The 15,146-nt window shown below is 71.1% G+C and carries 12 protein-coding genes; 5 read left to right on the forward strand and 7 right to left on the reverse strand.

The features are described from left to right. The coding region (locus G4D87_RS19300; protein WP_163783531.1) for an FHA domain-containing protein at positions 1-788 on the reverse strand (788 nt) is incomplete at its 3' end. A gap of 31 nt (positions 789-819) precedes the next feature. Next, the gene (locus G4D87_RS19305) at positions 820-1,881 is read right to left on the reverse strand and encodes a tetratricopeptide repeat protein (RefSeq protein WP_240358409.1); all 1,062 of its coding nucleotides are present in this window, start codon (positions 1,879-1,881) and stop codon (positions 820-822) included. 99 nt (positions 1,882-1,980) lie between these two features. On the opposite strand from G4D87_RS19305, the gene G4D87_RS19310 reads away from it, so the two are divergent. After that, positions 1,981-2,499, forward strand: a complete 519-nt coding sequence (locus G4D87_RS19310) for an outer membrane beta-barrel protein (RefSeq protein WP_205507643.1) — start codon at positions 1,981-1,983, stop codon at positions 2,497-2,499. On the opposite strand, the gene G4D87_RS19315 is transcribed toward G4D87_RS19310, so the two are convergent. Further along, complete coding sequence (locus G4D87_RS19315) at positions 2,465-3,271, reverse strand: RDD family protein (RefSeq protein ID WP_163783534.1); 807 nt, start codon at positions 3,269-3,271, stop codon at positions 2,465-2,467. The genes G4D87_RS19310 and G4D87_RS19315 overlap by 35 nt on opposite strands. Positions 3,272-3,474: 203 nt before the next feature. Between G4D87_RS19315 and G4D87_RS19320 the strand changes: the two genes are divergently transcribed. Then, positions 3,475-6,579, forward strand: coding sequence for a cyclic nucleotide-binding domain-containing protein (locus G4D87_RS19320; protein ID WP_163783535.1), 3,105 nt, complete (start codon positions 3,475-3,477; stop codon positions 6,577-6,579). A gap of 29 nt (positions 6,580-6,608) precedes the next feature. On the opposite strand, the gene G4D87_RS19325 is transcribed toward G4D87_RS19320, so the two are convergent. Next, positions 6,609-7,856 carry a hypothetical protein gene (locus tag G4D87_RS19325; RefSeq protein ID WP_240358410.1) on the reverse strand — a complete coding sequence of 416 codons (1,248 nt, stop codon included), beginning with the start codon at positions 7,854-7,856 and terminating at the stop codon, positions 6,609-6,611. 356 nt (positions 7,857-8,212) lie between these two features. Between G4D87_RS19325 and G4D87_RS19330 the strand changes: the two genes are divergently transcribed. After that, positions 8,213-9,754 carry a bifunctional metallophosphatase/5'-nucleotidase gene (locus G4D87_RS19330; protein WP_163783537.1) on the forward strand — a complete coding sequence of 514 codons (1,542 nt, stop codon included), beginning with the start codon at positions 8,213-8,215 and terminating at the stop codon, positions 9,752-9,754. Between the two features lie 76 nt (positions 9,755-9,830). On the opposite strand, the gene G4D87_RS19335 is transcribed toward G4D87_RS19330, so the two are convergent. Beyond that, positions 9,831-11,333, reverse strand: coding sequence for a hypothetical protein (locus G4D87_RS19335; protein WP_163783541.1), 1,503 nt, complete (start codon positions 11,331-11,333; stop codon positions 9,831-9,833). Positions 11,334-11,420: 87 nt separating this feature from the next. On the opposite strand from G4D87_RS19335, the gene G4D87_RS19340 reads away from it, so the two are divergent. Together G4D87_RS19340 and G4D87_RS19345 are read left to right on the forward strand one after the other, a co-directional pair. Continuing rightward, entirely contained in the window at positions 11,421-12,437 is a 1,017-nt protein-coding gene (locus G4D87_RS19340; RefSeq protein WP_163783538.1) for a stage II sporulation protein M, read from the forward strand. Then, entirely contained in the window at positions 12,430-12,909 is a 480-nt protein-coding gene (locus tag G4D87_RS19345) for an inorganic diphosphatase (RefSeq protein ID WP_163783539.1), read from the forward strand. The genes G4D87_RS19340 and G4D87_RS19345 overlap by 8 nt, the downstream gene beginning before the upstream one ends. On the opposite strand, the gene G4D87_RS19350 is transcribed toward G4D87_RS19345, so the two are convergent. Together G4D87_RS19350 and G4D87_RS19355 are read right to left on the reverse strand one after the other, a co-directional pair. Beyond that, a complete protein-coding gene (locus G4D87_RS19350) occupies positions 12,887-14,194 on the reverse strand; it encodes a DUF58 domain-containing protein (protein ID WP_163783540.1) in 1,308 nt (435 codons plus the stop codon). The genes G4D87_RS19345 and G4D87_RS19350 overlap by 23 nt on opposite strands. Then, positions 14,191-15,146, reverse strand: a 956-nt coding sequence (locus tag G4D87_RS19355; RefSeq protein ID WP_240358412.1) for an AAA family ATPase, incomplete at its 5' end; no start/stop codon positions are given. The genes G4D87_RS19355 and G4D87_RS19350, both read right to left, overlap by 4 nt.

Consider the following 15,146-nt stretch of genomic DNA (forward strand, 5'->3'; position numbering starts at 1 on the left):
GGCTTGGGCTCCGGGCGCGGACGACGGGGCGAGGGCGGAGGCGGCGCCTTGACCTCGGCGGCGAGCTGAACGGGCTCCTCGGCCGGCTCGGTGGGGTCCACGTACAGGAAGCGGGTGGCGCCCACCTCCAGCTCGTCCCCGTCCTTGAGCTGCCGGCGGTTGACCCGCTTCTTGTTCACCTTGATGCCATTGCGGCTGCCCAGGTCCTCCACGTGCGTGCCGGACCAGTCGCGGCGCACCTTGGCGTGCTTCCGGGAGACCAGGTCATCCTTGAGGATGATGTCCGCGTCCTTCTCGTCGCGGCCCATGATGACTTCCTTCGCGTCCCCCAGCTCGATGCGCTCGCCCTCGCGAGGCCCGTTCATGAAGCGCAGGTAGCGCTCCTCGCCGCCGCCGGCCAGGCCGCGCATGGCGTCCTTCACCATGCCCCGGGCGATGAAGGACGTCTTCTCCCCGCCAGACTCGACGCTCAGGTCCATCACCCGCTCGAAGCGGACGTCGAACGTGGCGATGGCGATGACGTCGCCGTTGCGCAGCAGCCGCTTCTCGCCCTTGGGCACGGGCTTGCCGTTGATCTGCGTGCCGTACGAGCTGCCCAGGTCCTCCACGAAGAAGAGCGTCCCGTCCTGGCAGATGCGCGCATGGTTGCGCGACACCGCCTGCTGGGCGAGCACGACCTGACAGGCCTTGTCGCGGCCCAGGGTGATGACCGCGTCGTCGAGGACGAACTCGGTGCTCTGGGCCGCGCCGGCCTCGCTGCGCTGCGTGACGGTGAGACGAACGCTCATCGAGAAGGAGGGGAGTCGGGGAGGCGGGACATCAGAACGTCGCGTCGCTCAGGAATCTCTCACACGTCTGGTACTCCGTGGGGAATTCCTCAGACGTCCCGTACTTCAGGAAGTTCTTGCAGGCGATCTGCGCGTGCTCGCGCTTGTGGGCTTCGAAGAAGAGCTCGTAGAGGCCGTAGTGGCAGGCGGCGAACTTCGCATCCAGCTTGACGCACTTGCGGTAGGTGGTCTCCTCCTCCGCCAGCAGGCCCTTCTCCCGGTATTGACGCGCGAGCATGAACAGCGCGGGCGCGGAGTTCTCCGCCTGCTGCGTGTCCTTGATCTCCTTGAAGGCCGCGTCGGTGAGGGCCGCCTTGCGCTGGGCCAGGGACAGGTTGTTGATGCAGCTGGTGTTGCTGGCGTCCAGCTGGGCGCAGTTGGCGAAGGCCTCACGTGCTTCCGGGAAGCGGCCCAGCTCCATGAACGCGGTGCCCAGGTCGTGCCACAGCAGGGGCGAGTCCTGGACCAGCTGCGTGGCCCGGGCGAGGTGCTCGCCGGCCGCGTCGTATTCACCTTCCGAATAGGCGATGACGCCCAGGGTGTGGTGCGCGTCGGCGATGCCGGGGTTGACGGCCAGGAGCGTGCGCAGCTCCTTCTTGGACTCGTCCATCTTCCCCATCTTCATCAGGGAGAGGGCCAGGTTGTAGCGCGACTCCAGGTTGTCCGGGTTGACCTTCAGGGCCCGGCGGAAGTTGTCGTGCGCCTTCCCGTACGCGCCTTCCTGCATGTAGATGGCGCCGAGGTTCTGGTACGCCTGGAGGTGCTCCTGGTTGTAGCGCAGCGCCTTGATGAAGTGCTTCTTCGCGTCATCCTGGCGGCCCGAGTACATGGCGATGAGGCCCTTGTTGGACCAGAGGTCCGCGTACTGGGGGGAGAACTCCAGGCCCAGATCACAGAACGTGTCCGCGCGGGTCAGGTCGCCCTTGGCCATCTCTTGCGAGCACAGCTCATTGTTGATGAGCGCCCGCTCGTGAGGAGGCGGGGTCCGGACGCAGGCGACGAAGGGCAGGGCGGAGACCAGGGACAGCGCAGCAACAAGTCGGCGGACACGCATGGCGGGGCGAGTGTAGGAGAGCGCCCGCGCCCAGGCAACGCCCGGCGTGGCTTGAATCCAGGCTGTTTTCCGGGGGTTACGCCGGTAGAGTGGCGGCCCATGCGTACCCTGCTCTGCACCCTCGGCTTTGCCCTGGCCCTCCTGTCGGCCAGCCCCGCGCATGCCCAGTTCGCCAACCGCAGCCTGGGCCTGTCACTGGGCTACATGGACTTCAACCGGACGAACGGCCTGGACGACGCGTTCTTCGTGGGGGTTGACGCCAGCCTCTACATCGAGAACGGCTTCGAGGTCGTCTCGCTGTCGAAGCTCGCGTTCCCGCGCGACACCACGGACCGCAACGAGCGGCGCGTGGTGGGCCTGGCGCCGTCCATTGGCATCCGGTACCTGCTGATGGAGGAGTCCATCCGCCCCTATGTGGGCTCGGACCTGAGCTACCTCATCGTCTTCAAGGACAGCGTCAGCAACTTCGTGGGCATTGGCCCCAACGTCGGCGTTGACTTCTTCGTGTCGGACTCGGTGAGCGTGGGCGCGCGCGCGCAGTACAACTTCTACATCGCGCTCAATGAGAAGACGCAGCGCACGCTCACGCTGTCTGCCGGCGCGGCGGCGTACTTCTAGACTGCCCCTTTCGCGGGAGCAGGGCCGCGGCCACCAGCAGCGCCCACTTCTCGTCGGAGAGGTGGGCCGGCTTCTCCATGGCCAGCGCGTCCTGCAGCCGTGCCCCCAGCGCCGCGAACAGCCGGAGCCGCGCCTCCATGCGCAGCTCCTCGCGGCGCAGGGCCGCGGTCAGCACCACTTCCCGCTCCTCGCTGGACAGGCGCTTCACGCGCGACACGAAGAGCGGATCCGCCAGCAGCCCTTCCTCGCCCGGCGTGCCCAGGGCGGAGGGCACCTTCAGGCGCCGCTCGCGCACCACCAGCGTCCCCGCCAGCATGTCCCCCAGCCGCTGCTGGGAGCCGGACACCAGCGCGGTGAGCCCACCCACCAGGTAGAAGAGGGGCAGCCGGTCCACCGGACGCGCCAGGTTGCGCAGCGCCGCGTGGTAGAAGCCGATGCGCACGCCGCTCTCCTGGATGACCCGCAGCGACATCACCCGCTTGCCCACGGTGCGTCCGCTCCACACCGTCTCCAGCGTCATCGCGTAGCCCCAGTCCACCAGGAAGTAGATGACGATGGACAGCGCGCTGGCGAAGCCCGGGAAGGCGAACATCACCAGGCTGAGCGTCGTCAGGATGGTGCCGGTGAGCAGCGTGACGATGACGGCGTCCAGCAGCCACGCCAGGAAGCGCGAGTACAGGCCCGCGAGCGTGAAGCGGAACTCCACGTACTCGGGGGTGAGCACCGTGTGGGTGCCGTCCAGCAGGGTGTCGGTGGCGGTCGTCACCGACACAGTCTAGCCGCGGCGGCGCGCGTGCGGGCAGGCTCGCGGCACCTTCATCGCGGCTCCAACGATTTCAGTGAGGGCGGCGGAAGTCGGGTGCAGGTGTCCGAAGTGACATGCCCGCCGTCCGGGGGGCAGGCGGGCGGCACCTCGCACGACAGCGCTATTCAAGGGGCGAGAGGGCGTGGAGTAGGCTGCCGCGCACTCGAACCGTGCCCCCCTCCGACTCCTCATCATGGAACCGCCGCCTGTTGCCGGCGGCAGCCTTTCAGTTCGCGCTCATCGCAGGGGTGACGCAGCTGAAGACGGCTTCCAACGCCCTGGTGTTGTCGCGCTTCGAGTCCCAGGCGCTGCCGTACCTGTACCTGCTGGGCGCGTTGATGACGGCGGCCATGACGGTGCTGCCGCGCTCCAAGCCGGGCTCGCCCTTCGAGTCCCCGGGCCTGTTGACGGGCATGGGCGGCGTGGTGGCGCTGGTGTTGGCGGGGGCCCTGTCCGCGGGGCAGCGCATGCCCGCGCTGGCGCTGTATCTCTTCGCGGACACCTTCTCCACGTTCGTGTCCTTCCGCTTCTGGGGCCGCATGGCGGCCGCGTTCGACGCGCGGGAGGCGCGCCGGGCCTTCACCGCGCTCAACGGCTTCGGCATGGGCGGAGGCATCGCCGGAGGGCTGCTGGTGCAGGGCCTGGCGGTGAAGCTGGGCACGCCGGCCATCGTGGTGAGCGGCGCCGTGGGCCTCTTGGCCGCGGGCGCCATCTTCCACCACCTGTACAAGGGCCTGCCGCCCACGCCGCCGCGCGGACGCCCCGCGTCCTTCCTGGGGCTGCGCTACCTGGCGGAGAGCCCCTACGCCCAGGTGCTGGCGGCGCTGGGCATCGCGTTCGCGGTGCTGTCGTCGTTCGTGGACTACCTTTTCCGGCTGCGCCTGGAGGGCACGCTGAGCGAGGACGCGCTGACGGCGCTCTTCGGTTCGCTCCAGCTGTGGATTGGCCTGTTCTGCGTGGCCTTCCAGCTGCTGGTGGCGCAGCGCCTGCTGAAGCGGCTGGGGCTGCTGCGCTACGTGGCGATGGTGCCGCTCGTCCTCGCGCCGCTGGCGGGCGCGGCGCTCGTCACGCCCAGCTTGTGGCCGGTGCACCTGCTGCGGCTGGTGGAGACGGCGGTGAGCTACTCCATCCTCCCGGTGGGCATCCAGCTGCTCTACACCGCGGTGCCGGACGACCAGCGCGAGGGCCTGCGCGCCACGGTGGATGGGCTGCTGCGCAAGGGCGGCGTGGTGCTGGCCGGCCTGCTGCTCATCGGCGCGGGCCGCGCGGCCAACGGCGTCACCATGGCGGTGGCGGTGGTGGGCATGTGCGCGGCGCTGGGGCTGCTGCTGGTGCGGCTGAAGTCCGCGTACGTGGCCGCGCTGGGCGAGCAGGTGGGCGCGCCCGAGGAAGAGGACGTGGCGCTGGAGGGCGAGGAGGAGCAGCGGCTGCTGGCCGAGGCCCTGGCGGCGCCTTCTCCGGAGCGGGTGCTGCGCGCGGTGGCGATGATGGAGCAGGCGGAGGTGCCGCTGCGGCCGCACCTGTCCGCGCTGCTGCGCCACCCGCACGAGCGGGTGCTGGAGCGCGGCGTCTCCCTGGCCCTGGAGCTGGAGGCGCACGAGCTGGCGCCGGTGCTGGAGCGGCTGGTGGAGGAAGGGCCGCGTCGGCCTCGGGACCAGGCGGTGTGGGCCCTGGCGCGGCTGTCACCGGAGCGGGCGGAGCGCCTGCTGCCCGCGCTGCTGAATCACCCGGACGTGGGGCTGCGCTGCGCGGCCATTGGCGCGCTGGTGAAGTCGACGGGGAGCGCCGTGGCGCTGGACGCGCTGCGGGCGATGTTGTCGCGCGGCGAGGGCGCGCCGGTGTCCGAGCGCCGCGAGGTGGCGCGGCTCCTGGGGCGCATCCAGAGCTCACGCTTCGCGGAGCCGCTGGCGCGCTACCTGGAGGACGCGGACGGCTCCGTGCGGCACGTGGCGCTGGTCGCGGTGGGCAAGGGCGGCTACGCGGAGCTGGCACCCCGGCTGCTGCCGTTCCTCACCTGGCGCGAGGAGCGCAAGGCGGCGCGCGAGGCGCTGGTGGCGCTGGGGGACGAGGTGACGCCGCTGGTGGAGGACCAGCTCAACAACCGCGTGGCGCCGCTGGCGATGCGGCTGCAACTGCCCCGCGTGCTGCGCGGCATCGGGACACCGGCGGCGCTGGACGCGCTGCTGTTCTCCAACGTGCGCGACGACGCGTCCCTGCACTTCCGGATTGGCGCGCAGATGTCCCGCCTGCGCGACGAGCACCCCGAGCACCCCGTGGACGCGGAGCGCGTGCGTGAAGCCCTGGGCCGGCGGCGCGAGGTCTACCGCAACCTGGTGGGTGCCTTCCGCGACCTGCGCGCGGCGCTAGGGGATGGCTCGCTGCTCACGCGCGCGGTGGGCGACCGGATGGACCAGGCGCTGGAGTTGTGCTTCTTCCTCCTGGGGCTGCTCCATCCGTCACACGTGATGCGCGGCATCCACTACAACCTGGTGGGGCCGGACCCGCGCCGTCGCGCGTTGGCGCTGGAGCTGTTGGAGAACCTGGTCGACGAAGAGGACCGGGAGCTGGTGATGGAGCAGGTGGAGGCGCACCACCGTGAGCTCCCGCCCGGCGCGCCCGGCCGGCTGTGGCGGCGGCTGGCGGCGCTGGTCCAGAGCGAAGACGGCGTGCTGCGCGCGTGTGCCCGCCATGTGGCGTGGGTGAACGGGCTGCACGTGCTCCCACAGGAAGGTGACATGAGCGACAGGACAGTCCAGCGCATGTTCGCGCTGGAAGGGGTGAGCGTCTTCTCCCAGTGCGACGTGGACGACATCGCCGCCATCGCCGCCGTGGCCCGCGAGGCGTCGTTCCGCGCGGGCGAGCGCATCTACGCCCAGGGCGACCCGGGCGACGCGCTCTACGTCATCGTCGACGGCGCCGTGGATGCCTTCCACGACGGCGAGCATGTGCTGCGCTTCCAGGGCAAGCAGGCCTTCGGCGAGGTGAGCCTGCTCGACGGCGCGCCGCGTCCCACGGACATGGTGGCCGGGGTGGATACGCGGGTGCTCATCATCGACCGGCGTGACTTCCTGGACCTGCTCGCGGACCGGCCGGAGCTGCTGACGGGCTTCTTCCGCGCGGTGAGCCTGCAGCTCCAGGCCCTCATCGACCTGCCGGACTCGCGCGAGACGGGCGAGCGGCTGGAGATGACGGCGCCGCTGGGCCCCCTGGCGCCGCCGCTGCCTGATGGGCCGGCGCCGGATGGGAGCGACGACCGCTCGCGCGACGACTCCTGAGCGAAGCGGCGCGGGGGACGTCCCTCCCGTCACCACACGTCGGCGGGGCGGGGCACCTCGGCTTCGGGCGGCGAGGCGTTCGCCCCGGCGGCGAGCGCCTTCCTGGCCGCGGCCACGTCCTCCTCCAGCAGGTGCGCGGAGGCGACGGGGATGAGCGGCCGGACGAAGAACTTCATCGGCGGGAATGAGCCCATGAAGCGGACCACTCCCAGCCCGGCGAACACCCAGGGGTATCGCTCCGTGCTGGAGATGGGCGCGAAGACTTCCTCCGTGCGCCGTCCCCAGGACGCGCCATACCGCTGGAGCGCGCCCCACCGCAGCCCCGGCACGCGCGTGGTGAGCACCGTCCACATCCGCAGGAACCAGGGTGGCCGCGTGGGCCCCGCGGACGGCTCCCAGGCCCGCGCGCTCTTGGCGGCGGTGAAGACCACCCACCACCACGCGCTCCAGGCGGTGAACAGGGCCGTGAATGCGAAACGGGAAGCGAACATGAGCGGGACGGTGAGCAGCACCAGCGCTGGCACGCCCACCATGAGCAGCAGGAAGGCCCGCCAGCGGCGCTTCAGCTTCTTGCGCAGCCACGGGACATTGAGGCGCACGCGCGGCGGGAACTCCTCGTCCTCCGGCTCCAGCCCCGTGAGCAGGCTGGCCTTGCGGGAGATGGCGTCGTGGTAGTCCCGCGACAGGGCGATGACCACCCACTGCGCCAATTGCAGCGCGGCGAACAGCGCCGCCCAGAAGGCCAGACCCCACACGGAGAAGCCCTTCACCTTCCAGGTGCGCTCCGCGTGGGCAGGGGCCTGGGTGTCCTCTCCGGTGCGTGGGTCATCCGCCGGGGCCTCCGGCTCCATTTCCTTCGTGGCCTCCATCACCAGCGCGGTGATGGCCGTCGCCAGGGACGTGCCCGCGTCGGCCCCCTGGGCCGCGGCCTCCACGTCCCGGATGCGCTGCTCCAGCCGCTCTTCGGCCGTGTCCGCCGGGGTGGGCGCCGCGGCCTCACGCTCAGGCCGCGCTTCGGGGCCTGGGGGCGCCTCCTCGCCAGCGTGCTGGGCTTCAGCCTGCTTGCGCCGGGCAATCCGCGCGTCGATTTCCTGGAGGCGCTGGATGGTCTGGGCTTCAACCTCCTTCGCGCGGCGGGTGGCCGCCGCCGCCTCCTTCTTGGCGTGCTGGTCGACGAAGACCTCGGCGACTTTTTGAACCCGCGCCGCCCTGGCGCGCGCTTCGGCTCGGGACTCCCGCCTGCTGGCGCTCTCCGCCGCTTCCGTTCCGGAAGTCATGCAACTCAAGGCCAATGCCAACGCTGCAATGGATTGGAGAAACCCGACACGAATGTATTGTTTGCGCGCGACCGGATCCCCCAGCAGCGCTCCACCGATGTGGAACGGCAGGCTCATGCCGTAGAAGAACTGGCGCAGGCGGCCTTCGGGCGGTTTCCGGTCTTTCAATGAAAAGTGACGCGCACCCGCGCTCACCTCTCCCCAGAGTTCGCGCGCCCGGGCCTCGCCCTGGCCGGCGAACCCCTGCTCTGTGTGCTTGTGAACGTTGCCTTCGGGTGAGGAACCGCCGTGCGGCGTGTCGCTGTCAGCCACGTGTCTCAGCGTAGCACGAGCCGAGTTGTGCTAAAGGCGCACTTGTGAGCACGAACCCTCTCCGTCCTCGTCCCTTCCGCCAGCCGCTGTCCGGCGTGCTGGTGCTCGCCCTCGGTACCATTGCCGGCTGCGAGAAGAGCAATCCCACTCCTCCCCCGGCCGCCGCGCCGGTAGCCAAGGCGCCCGCTGCTCCAACTGAAGTCACGCTGCTCGTGACAGGTGGCGCGTTCGGCCAGCTCCAGCCCTCGGAGGGCAAGGGCGGCGCCGCGGAGCTGCTCGGCCGCTGGGTGGCCGATGAGAAGCACTGTCCCGGTCCCGTGAAGGATGGCCAGCCCACGTGCGCGGACGCCAGCACGCTGGCGCTCGCCACGGGTGACCACTGGAACGGCCCGGCCATCTCCTCCTTCTTCCTGGGCACGCCCACGGCCGAGGTCATGGGCCGCATGGGCTACGCCGCCTCCGCCCTGGGCAACCATGAGCTGGCCTTCGGCAAGGAGGCCTTCCTCAAGAACCGCGGCGCGGGCGGCTTCCCGTTCCTCGCCGCCAACCTCAAGGTGAAGGACCCGGCGCTGGCGGGCGACCTGTCCATGCCGGCGTTCCAGGTGTTCGAGCGCCGCGGCCTCAAGATTGGCGTGGTGGGCCTGGCGTCCGAGAAGACGGTCCGCACCGCCATGCCCGGCCGCGCGGATGGCCTGGAGGTGACGGGCTACGAGGAGGCGCTCACCACCGCCATTCCCGAGGCCCGCAAGGCCGGCGCGGACGTGGTCGTGGTGCTCGCCGACGAGTGCGTCACCGACCTGCAGCCCGCGGTGGCCAAGCACCCCGAGTGGAAGGTGGCGCTGGTGGCCGGTGGCCGCTGCGCGCAGCCCGTCGACCTGAAGGACGGCGCGACCCGCTTCGTGTCGCTGGACCGTGGCTTCGGCAAGTACCTGCGCGCGCACGTCACCTTCGATCCGGCGAAGCCCGCGGGTGAGAAGCTGACCGGCCTGGAGACGAAGCTCGTCGAGGTGTCGGGCGGCTCGCCGGACGCGGAGACGGCGCAGCTGGTGGGCAAGTGGAAGTCGCAGCTGGACGAGGTGCTGGGCCAGCAGATTGGCTTCTCCAAGGCCGGCATCCCCCAGTCGTCGCCGCAGATGGCGAAGTGGGTGGCGGGCGCGGTGCGCAACGTGCTCGGCACGGACGCGGCCGTCCTCAACAGCGGCGGCATCCGCGGCGACCTGCCCGCCGGTCCGGTGACTCGCGGCAGCATCTACTCGGTGATGCCCTTCGAGAACACGCTCCTCGTGGTGAAGCTGAAGGGCGAGGACCTGGCCCGGCAGCTGGCCAACCCGAACGCGCTCGTCTCCGGCTTCACGGCCGCGGGCAAGGGCAAGTTCAAGGACGCCAAGGGCAAGGCCCTGGACCCGAAGAAGGAGTACTCGGTCGCCACGGTGGAGTACCTCTACTTCGGCGGTGACGGCTTCGAGTTCGAGAAGCTGGCCCCCGAGCCCACCGAGACGGGCATGGCGTGGCAGACGCCGGTGGTGGACTGGACCAAGGACCAGTCGAGCAGCGAGAAGAAGCCCCTGGAGAAGCTGCTGAAGTAGTCCTCGCCGTCTTTGCTTCCGTAGGACCCCGGAGCGCCGGAGGAGCCCACCTGGGCCCTTCCGGCGCTTCGTCGTTTCAGCGGGGCCGAGGGCTCACGGTGTTGGGACGGGCCTCGGGTCCGCACACGGCCTGGTAGCGGGCCAGCGTGTCGTGCACGGTCCGCCGCAGCCGCTGCGGCGTGCCTTCGTGGAGCATGTCCACCGCGAGCTGCTGGGCGTCCAGCGCCTCCGGGCAGCGGCCGAGCTGGAAGAGGAGGGTGGACCACGTGTCCAGCACCGACGCGTTTCCCGGCGCCAGGGACAGGGCCCGCTGGGCCGCCGTCAGGCCCTTCTGGGGCTGGGCGGTACGCGCGTAGTAGCCGGCCAGTCCATTCTGGGCGCTCACGCTGCCGGGCAGCAGCTCCACCGCGCGGCGCCTCGCGGCCTCCTGCTCCTCGGACGTGTTGCCCGCGGCGTCCAGCGCCTGTGCCAGGGCGTTCCACGCGTGCCCGCTGCCGGGGTGGCGCTCCACCAGCTCGCGCGCCAGGGCGAGCCTGCGGAAGGGGTCCTCCGTGGAGCGGATGCGCAGCAGCATGGCGTCCACGTTGCCGGGCTCCTCGCGCGTGGCCTCCGCCATCTCCCGTTCGATGTGCGGCAGCCGCTCCTCCATGGGGGACGCGCCCGGCGTCATCAGGAACAGCTGCGCGCGGATGGCGTGGACCTCGGCCGCGCGCATGGGGCGCGTCTGGAGCGGGCTCGTCACGGGCGCCAGCGGCGCGGTGATGGTGCGGTAGTTCATGTGGCCCGGGCGGCGCACGTAGCCGTTCAGCTCGCCGGCCAGGTCCTCCGCGCCGCGGAAGGCGGCCTCGAAGGCTTGCTGGGGTGCCTCGCCGTGCATGAGGCGCTTCTGGAAGTCCTCGAAGCGCGCGCCGTGCCGGCTGATGAAGAAGTGCACCCACAGCCACGAGGACGCGTAGTACTGCCGCGACTCGGCGGTGCCGAGCAGCCCCTTGCTGTCCCACTCCCACAGCTCGTCGAGCGTGCGCCAGCCGTGCCGCTGCACCTGGTTGTAGAAGGCGCCGTGGATGCGCCCGAGGATGACCTCGCGCCGCTCCGGCCTGAGGGCGATGGTCTCCAGGTAGCTGGCCAGTCCCTCCGACAGCCAGCGCGGCTGGCGGACGAGCGCGAGCTCGGAGAGGTAGTGCGTCAGCTCATGGGCCTGGGTGGTGATGTCCGCGGTGGCCTCGCTGAGCGCGTAGGCGTGCCCGGCCAGCACCAGCAGCGGGCCGTCCTCGGTGTGGGTGGAGAAGCCCTCGATGCGGATGTTGGTGAACTCCTCCAGGGCGCTGCGGTTGTGGAGGACGATGATGTCCACGGTGCCCGGCGGGTCGAAGCTGCCGCCCCAGGCCTGCAGCAGTCCTTCGCGGAGCAGCTCCAGCTCCTGGGCTGCTTCCTCGGCCGTCTCCGTGTCCAGGTTGGTGCGGACGGTGAAGTGGGGACTGCGCACCTCCACCCAGGGGCGGCCTCCCTCCAGGGGACACAGGGCGCGCATGCTCGTGCATCCCGACAGCAGGGCGAGCAACCATCCCAGGAACGCCATCCGACACGTCATGGCCCCCCGTTTTCCCACAAAGCTTCATCGGAGGGCAGGGTGGCCCGCCGCGTCACTGGGGTAGAGTGCCGGCCCATGGAGATGGCGGAGTTCATCGAGTCCCGCAAGCCGCGCTGGGAGCAGCTGGAGTCGCTGTTGGACAGGTCCGAATCCCACGGCCTGCGCGCGCTGAGCCTGGAGGACGCCCGGACGCTGGGCCGGCTGTACCGCGCCGTCTCCAGTGACTTGCTGTGGGTGCGCGCGCGCAGCGGCTCGGCGGACGTGAACGCCTACCTCAACGACCTGGTGGGCCGGGCGTACGCGTTGACGTACCCGGGCCGGCGCCCGCGCCTGACGGACGTGTGGGGCTTCGTGGCGCGGGGCTTCCCCGCGCTGATGCGGCGCGAGTGGCGGATGTACGTGGCGTCGCTGCTGATGCTGCTGGCGGGCGTGGGCTTCGGCTACGCGGGGATGATGGTGGACCCCGACGCGGCGCACTACCTGGTGCCCGCCGAGCACCTGAACCTGGACCCCGTCGAACGCGCGGCCAACGAGGCCGCGGGGGACGGCATGTCGGTGGGAGACCAGGCCCAGTTCACCACCTACCTCTTCACCCACAACATCCAGGTGGCCTTCCTGGCCTTCGCGCTGGGCATCACCGTGGGCCTGGGCACGGCCCTCATGCTGTTCGTCAATGGCCTGTTCCTGGGCGCGCTCGCGCAAGTCTATGCGGCCAAGGGAATGGCGGGCTGGTTCTGGGCGTGGATTCTCCCGCACGGCATCCCGGAAATCACCGCCATCTGCATCGCGGGCGCCGCGGGGCTGGTGATTGCGCGAGGCATGGTGGCCCCGCGAGGGCTGCCCCGTGGACAGGCGGTGCGACAGGAGGCGGTGACGGCGGTGCGGCTGCTGTTCGGCACGCTCGTCCTGTTCGTGCTCGCGGGCTTCATCGAGGGCACGGTGTCCCAGATTCATCCGCCCAAGCTGTCGGTGGCGTTCAAGGTGTCCTTCGCGTTGACGGTGGGCGCGGGCGTGTACGCGTACCTGCTGTCGGACTGGCTGCGGGGCGGCCGCGCGGCGCCAGCCGGCGGCCCTGAGTCCGCCCATGGATGAGCGCTTGTGGCTGCCGCCGCTGCCTGGCGAGCCGGAGGTCCTCATCGAGTGCCCGCGCTTCTCCTTCGTGAAGCGCCGCGCGGATGGGGCGGTGGACTTCGTGTCGCCGCTGCCGTGCCCGTACAACTACGGCAGCCTCCCAGGCCTCACGTCGGATGATGGCGACCCGCTGGACGCCGTGGTGATGGGGCCCCGGCTGGCGCCAGGCCAGCGGCTGCGTGTGCCGGTGGTGGGCGTCATCGGCTTCATCGACGCGGGGCGGGGTGACCCGAAGGTGGTGTGCGCCGCCGCGCCCCTGACGGACGCCGAGCGCGCGGGCCTGGAGCGCTTCTTCCGCGTCTACGCCCTCTTCAAGCAGGTGCTGCACCGCGTGCGGGGCAACGTCCCGGACACCCGCTTCATGGGGTGGTTGCCGCTGCCCGCGTCGGCGCCGGACGTGGCCCCGGGCGCTACAGCACGCCGCGCGCCTTGATGTCCAGGTAGCGGTTGACGGCGGCCAGGCTCAGCTCATCCGGCTGCACGTCGAGCATCTGCACGCCGCCCTGACTCACCCGCGCCTTGAGCAGCTCGCGGTCGGTGAGCAGCTCGGAGGCCACCGCGTGCTGGAAGGCCTCTTCCGGGCTGGGCGGCGGCGTGCGCAGCAGCTTCTGGAGCGCGGTGTCCTTCACCGACAGGCACAGGGGGACGTGCCGCCGCGCCAGGCGGTGCAGCGGGGCCACCATGGTGGAGGCCTGCTCCTCGTCCAGGAAGTCGGTGAAGACACACAGCAGGCTGCGGCGCGTGAGGCGGAGGTTCAGCTCCTTGAAGAGCGCCAGGTAGTCCACGTACGTGAGGCTGGGCGTGGTGCCGTAGAGCGTGTTGACAATCTTCCGGTACTGCATGCGCCCGGCCGCGGGCGGCAGGTAGGCCTTCACGCCGTCCGCGAAGACGGCCAGCCCCACGCGGTCCCCGTTGCGCACGGCCACGAAGGCCAGGAAGAGGGCCGCGTTCACCGCGTGGTCCAGCTTGGTGAGCCCGTCCACCTGCGCGGCCATGGAGCGGCCCGCGTCCACGCAGATGAGGATGGACTGCGAGCGCTCCGACTCCAGCACGCGCGTCACCGGCCGCCCCCGGCGCGCGGTGGCCTTCCAGTCCACGTCCCGCACGCTGTCGCCCTGGGCGTAGTCACGCAGGCGGGCGAACTCGCTGCCGCGCCCGTCGCGCCGCAGCTGCCGCAGGCCCAGGTTGACCAGGTCCAGCGCCGCGCCCGACAGCAGCAGCCGGTTGGCGCCGCGCAGGTCCGGGTACACGGCGATGTCCTGCGCCGCGGGGAACACACGCTCGTGGGACACCAGCCCCAGCGGCCCGCGCACGCGGACGTGCACGTCGCCGAACTGGAAGCGGCCCCGCTTCACGGGCGTCACCCGGTACACCCAGCGCGACTCGCTCCGCGCGGGCAGGTGCAGCGGGGCCTCCTCTGGCGTGGCGGCGAAGCCGTCCGGCACGTCGTCCCGGACGCGCACCTGGACGGCGCCGCCGCTGCGGTGAATCAGCCGCACCACCACCTTGTTGGCCACGCCCACGTTGAGCCGCGCGGGCAGCACGCGGTGGACCTCCAGCCGGGCCCCGCGCGCGGTGAGCACGTCGAACACCGCCAGCGCCAGCACCAGCGCGTCCAGCGCGAGCACGGCGCCGCCGATGCCGGGGCTGAAGCCCGCCAGCATCATCGGCAGCGCGAGCAGCGCCAGCAGCACCCAGAGGCGCGGGGTGGGAATCACCGGGGGACCTCGACGCCGCGCACCACCTCGCGCAGCACGTCCGTCGGCGTGGCCCCGTCCAGCTCCGCGTCCGGCGACAGCAGCAGGCGGTGCTTCAGCACGGGCGCCGCCAGGAAGCGCACGTCGTCCGGGGTGACGAAGCCGCGCCCGCGCAGCGCCGCCAGGGCCTTGGCCGCCAGCAGCAGGTGCACGCCCGCGCGCGGCCCGGCCCCCAGGCGGATGCGGCTGGAGGCGCGCGTGGCCGCCACCAGCTTGCGCACATACGCCAGCACCGGCGGCTCCACCGTCACTTCATTCAGCGCGCCGCGCGCGGCCAGCAGCCCGTCCTTCGTCACCGCGGCGTTGACGCCCGCGCGCTGCAGGTCGCCTGAGTCGAAGCCCCGGTGCACGGAGGCCAGAATCGCGTCCTCCTCCTCCGGCGAGGGGTAGCCCACCTCGATTTTCAGCAGGAAGCGGTCGAGCTGCGCCTCGGGCAGCGGATAGGTGCCCTCGGACTCCACGGGGTTCTGCGTGGCGAACACGGTGAAGAGCGGGGAGAGCGCCAGCACGCGGCCCTCCATGGACACCGAGCGCTCCTGCATCGCCTCCAGCAGCGCGGACTGCGTCTTCGCCGGGGCGCGGTTGATTTCGTCCGCCAGCAGCAGGTCCGTGAAGATGGGGCCGCGCACCAGCGTGAAGCCCTGCGTCTTCAAATCGAACACGCTGGTGCCCAGGATGTCCGCGGGCATCAGGTCCGGGGTGAACTGGATGCGCTTGAACTCCGCGCCGATGCTGCGCGACAGGGCCTTGGCCATCAGCGTCTTGGCCACGCCGGGCACGCCTTCCAGCAGGATGTGGCCTCCGGCGATGAGGCCACAGAGCATCAGCTCCAGGGCCTCGTCCTGGCCGACCACGGCCTTGCGCACCTCGGACAACACGGCCTCGCGGATGGCGTGGGCGGCCTGCACGGCGT

Source organism: Myxococcus vastator (genome assembly GCF_010894475.1).
GTDB classification, from domain to species: Bacteria; Myxococcota; Myxococcia; order Myxococcales; family Myxococcaceae; genus Myxococcus; species Myxococcus vastator.

Excerpts from the sequence above, each read along its gene's own strand:
- G4D87_RS19305 (WP_240358409.1), bottom strand. The coding sequence starts at position 1,881 with ATGCGTGTCCGCCGACTTGTTGCTGCGCTGTCCCTGGTCTCCGCCCTG.
- G4D87_RS19310 (WP_205507643.1), top strand. The coding sequence starts at position 1,981 with ATGCGTACCCTGCTCTGCACCCTCGGCTTTGCCCTGGCCCTCCTGTCG.
- G4D87_RS19325 (WP_240358410.1), bottom strand. The coding sequence starts at position 7,856 with ATGACTTCCGGAACGGAAGCGGCGGAGAGCGCCAGCAGGCGGGAGTCC.
- G4D87_RS19335 (WP_163783541.1), bottom strand. The coding sequence starts at position 11,333 with ATGGCGTTCCTGGGATGGTTGCTCGCCCTGCTGTCGGGATGCACGAGC.
- G4D87_RS19340 (WP_163783538.1), top strand. The coding sequence starts at position 11,421 with ATGGAGATGGCGGAGTTCATCGAGTCCCGCAAGCCGCGCTGGGAGCAG.
- G4D87_RS19345 (WP_163783539.1), top strand. The coding sequence starts at position 12,430 with ATGGATGAGCGCTTGTGGCTGCCGCCGCTGCCTGGCGAGCCGGAGGTC.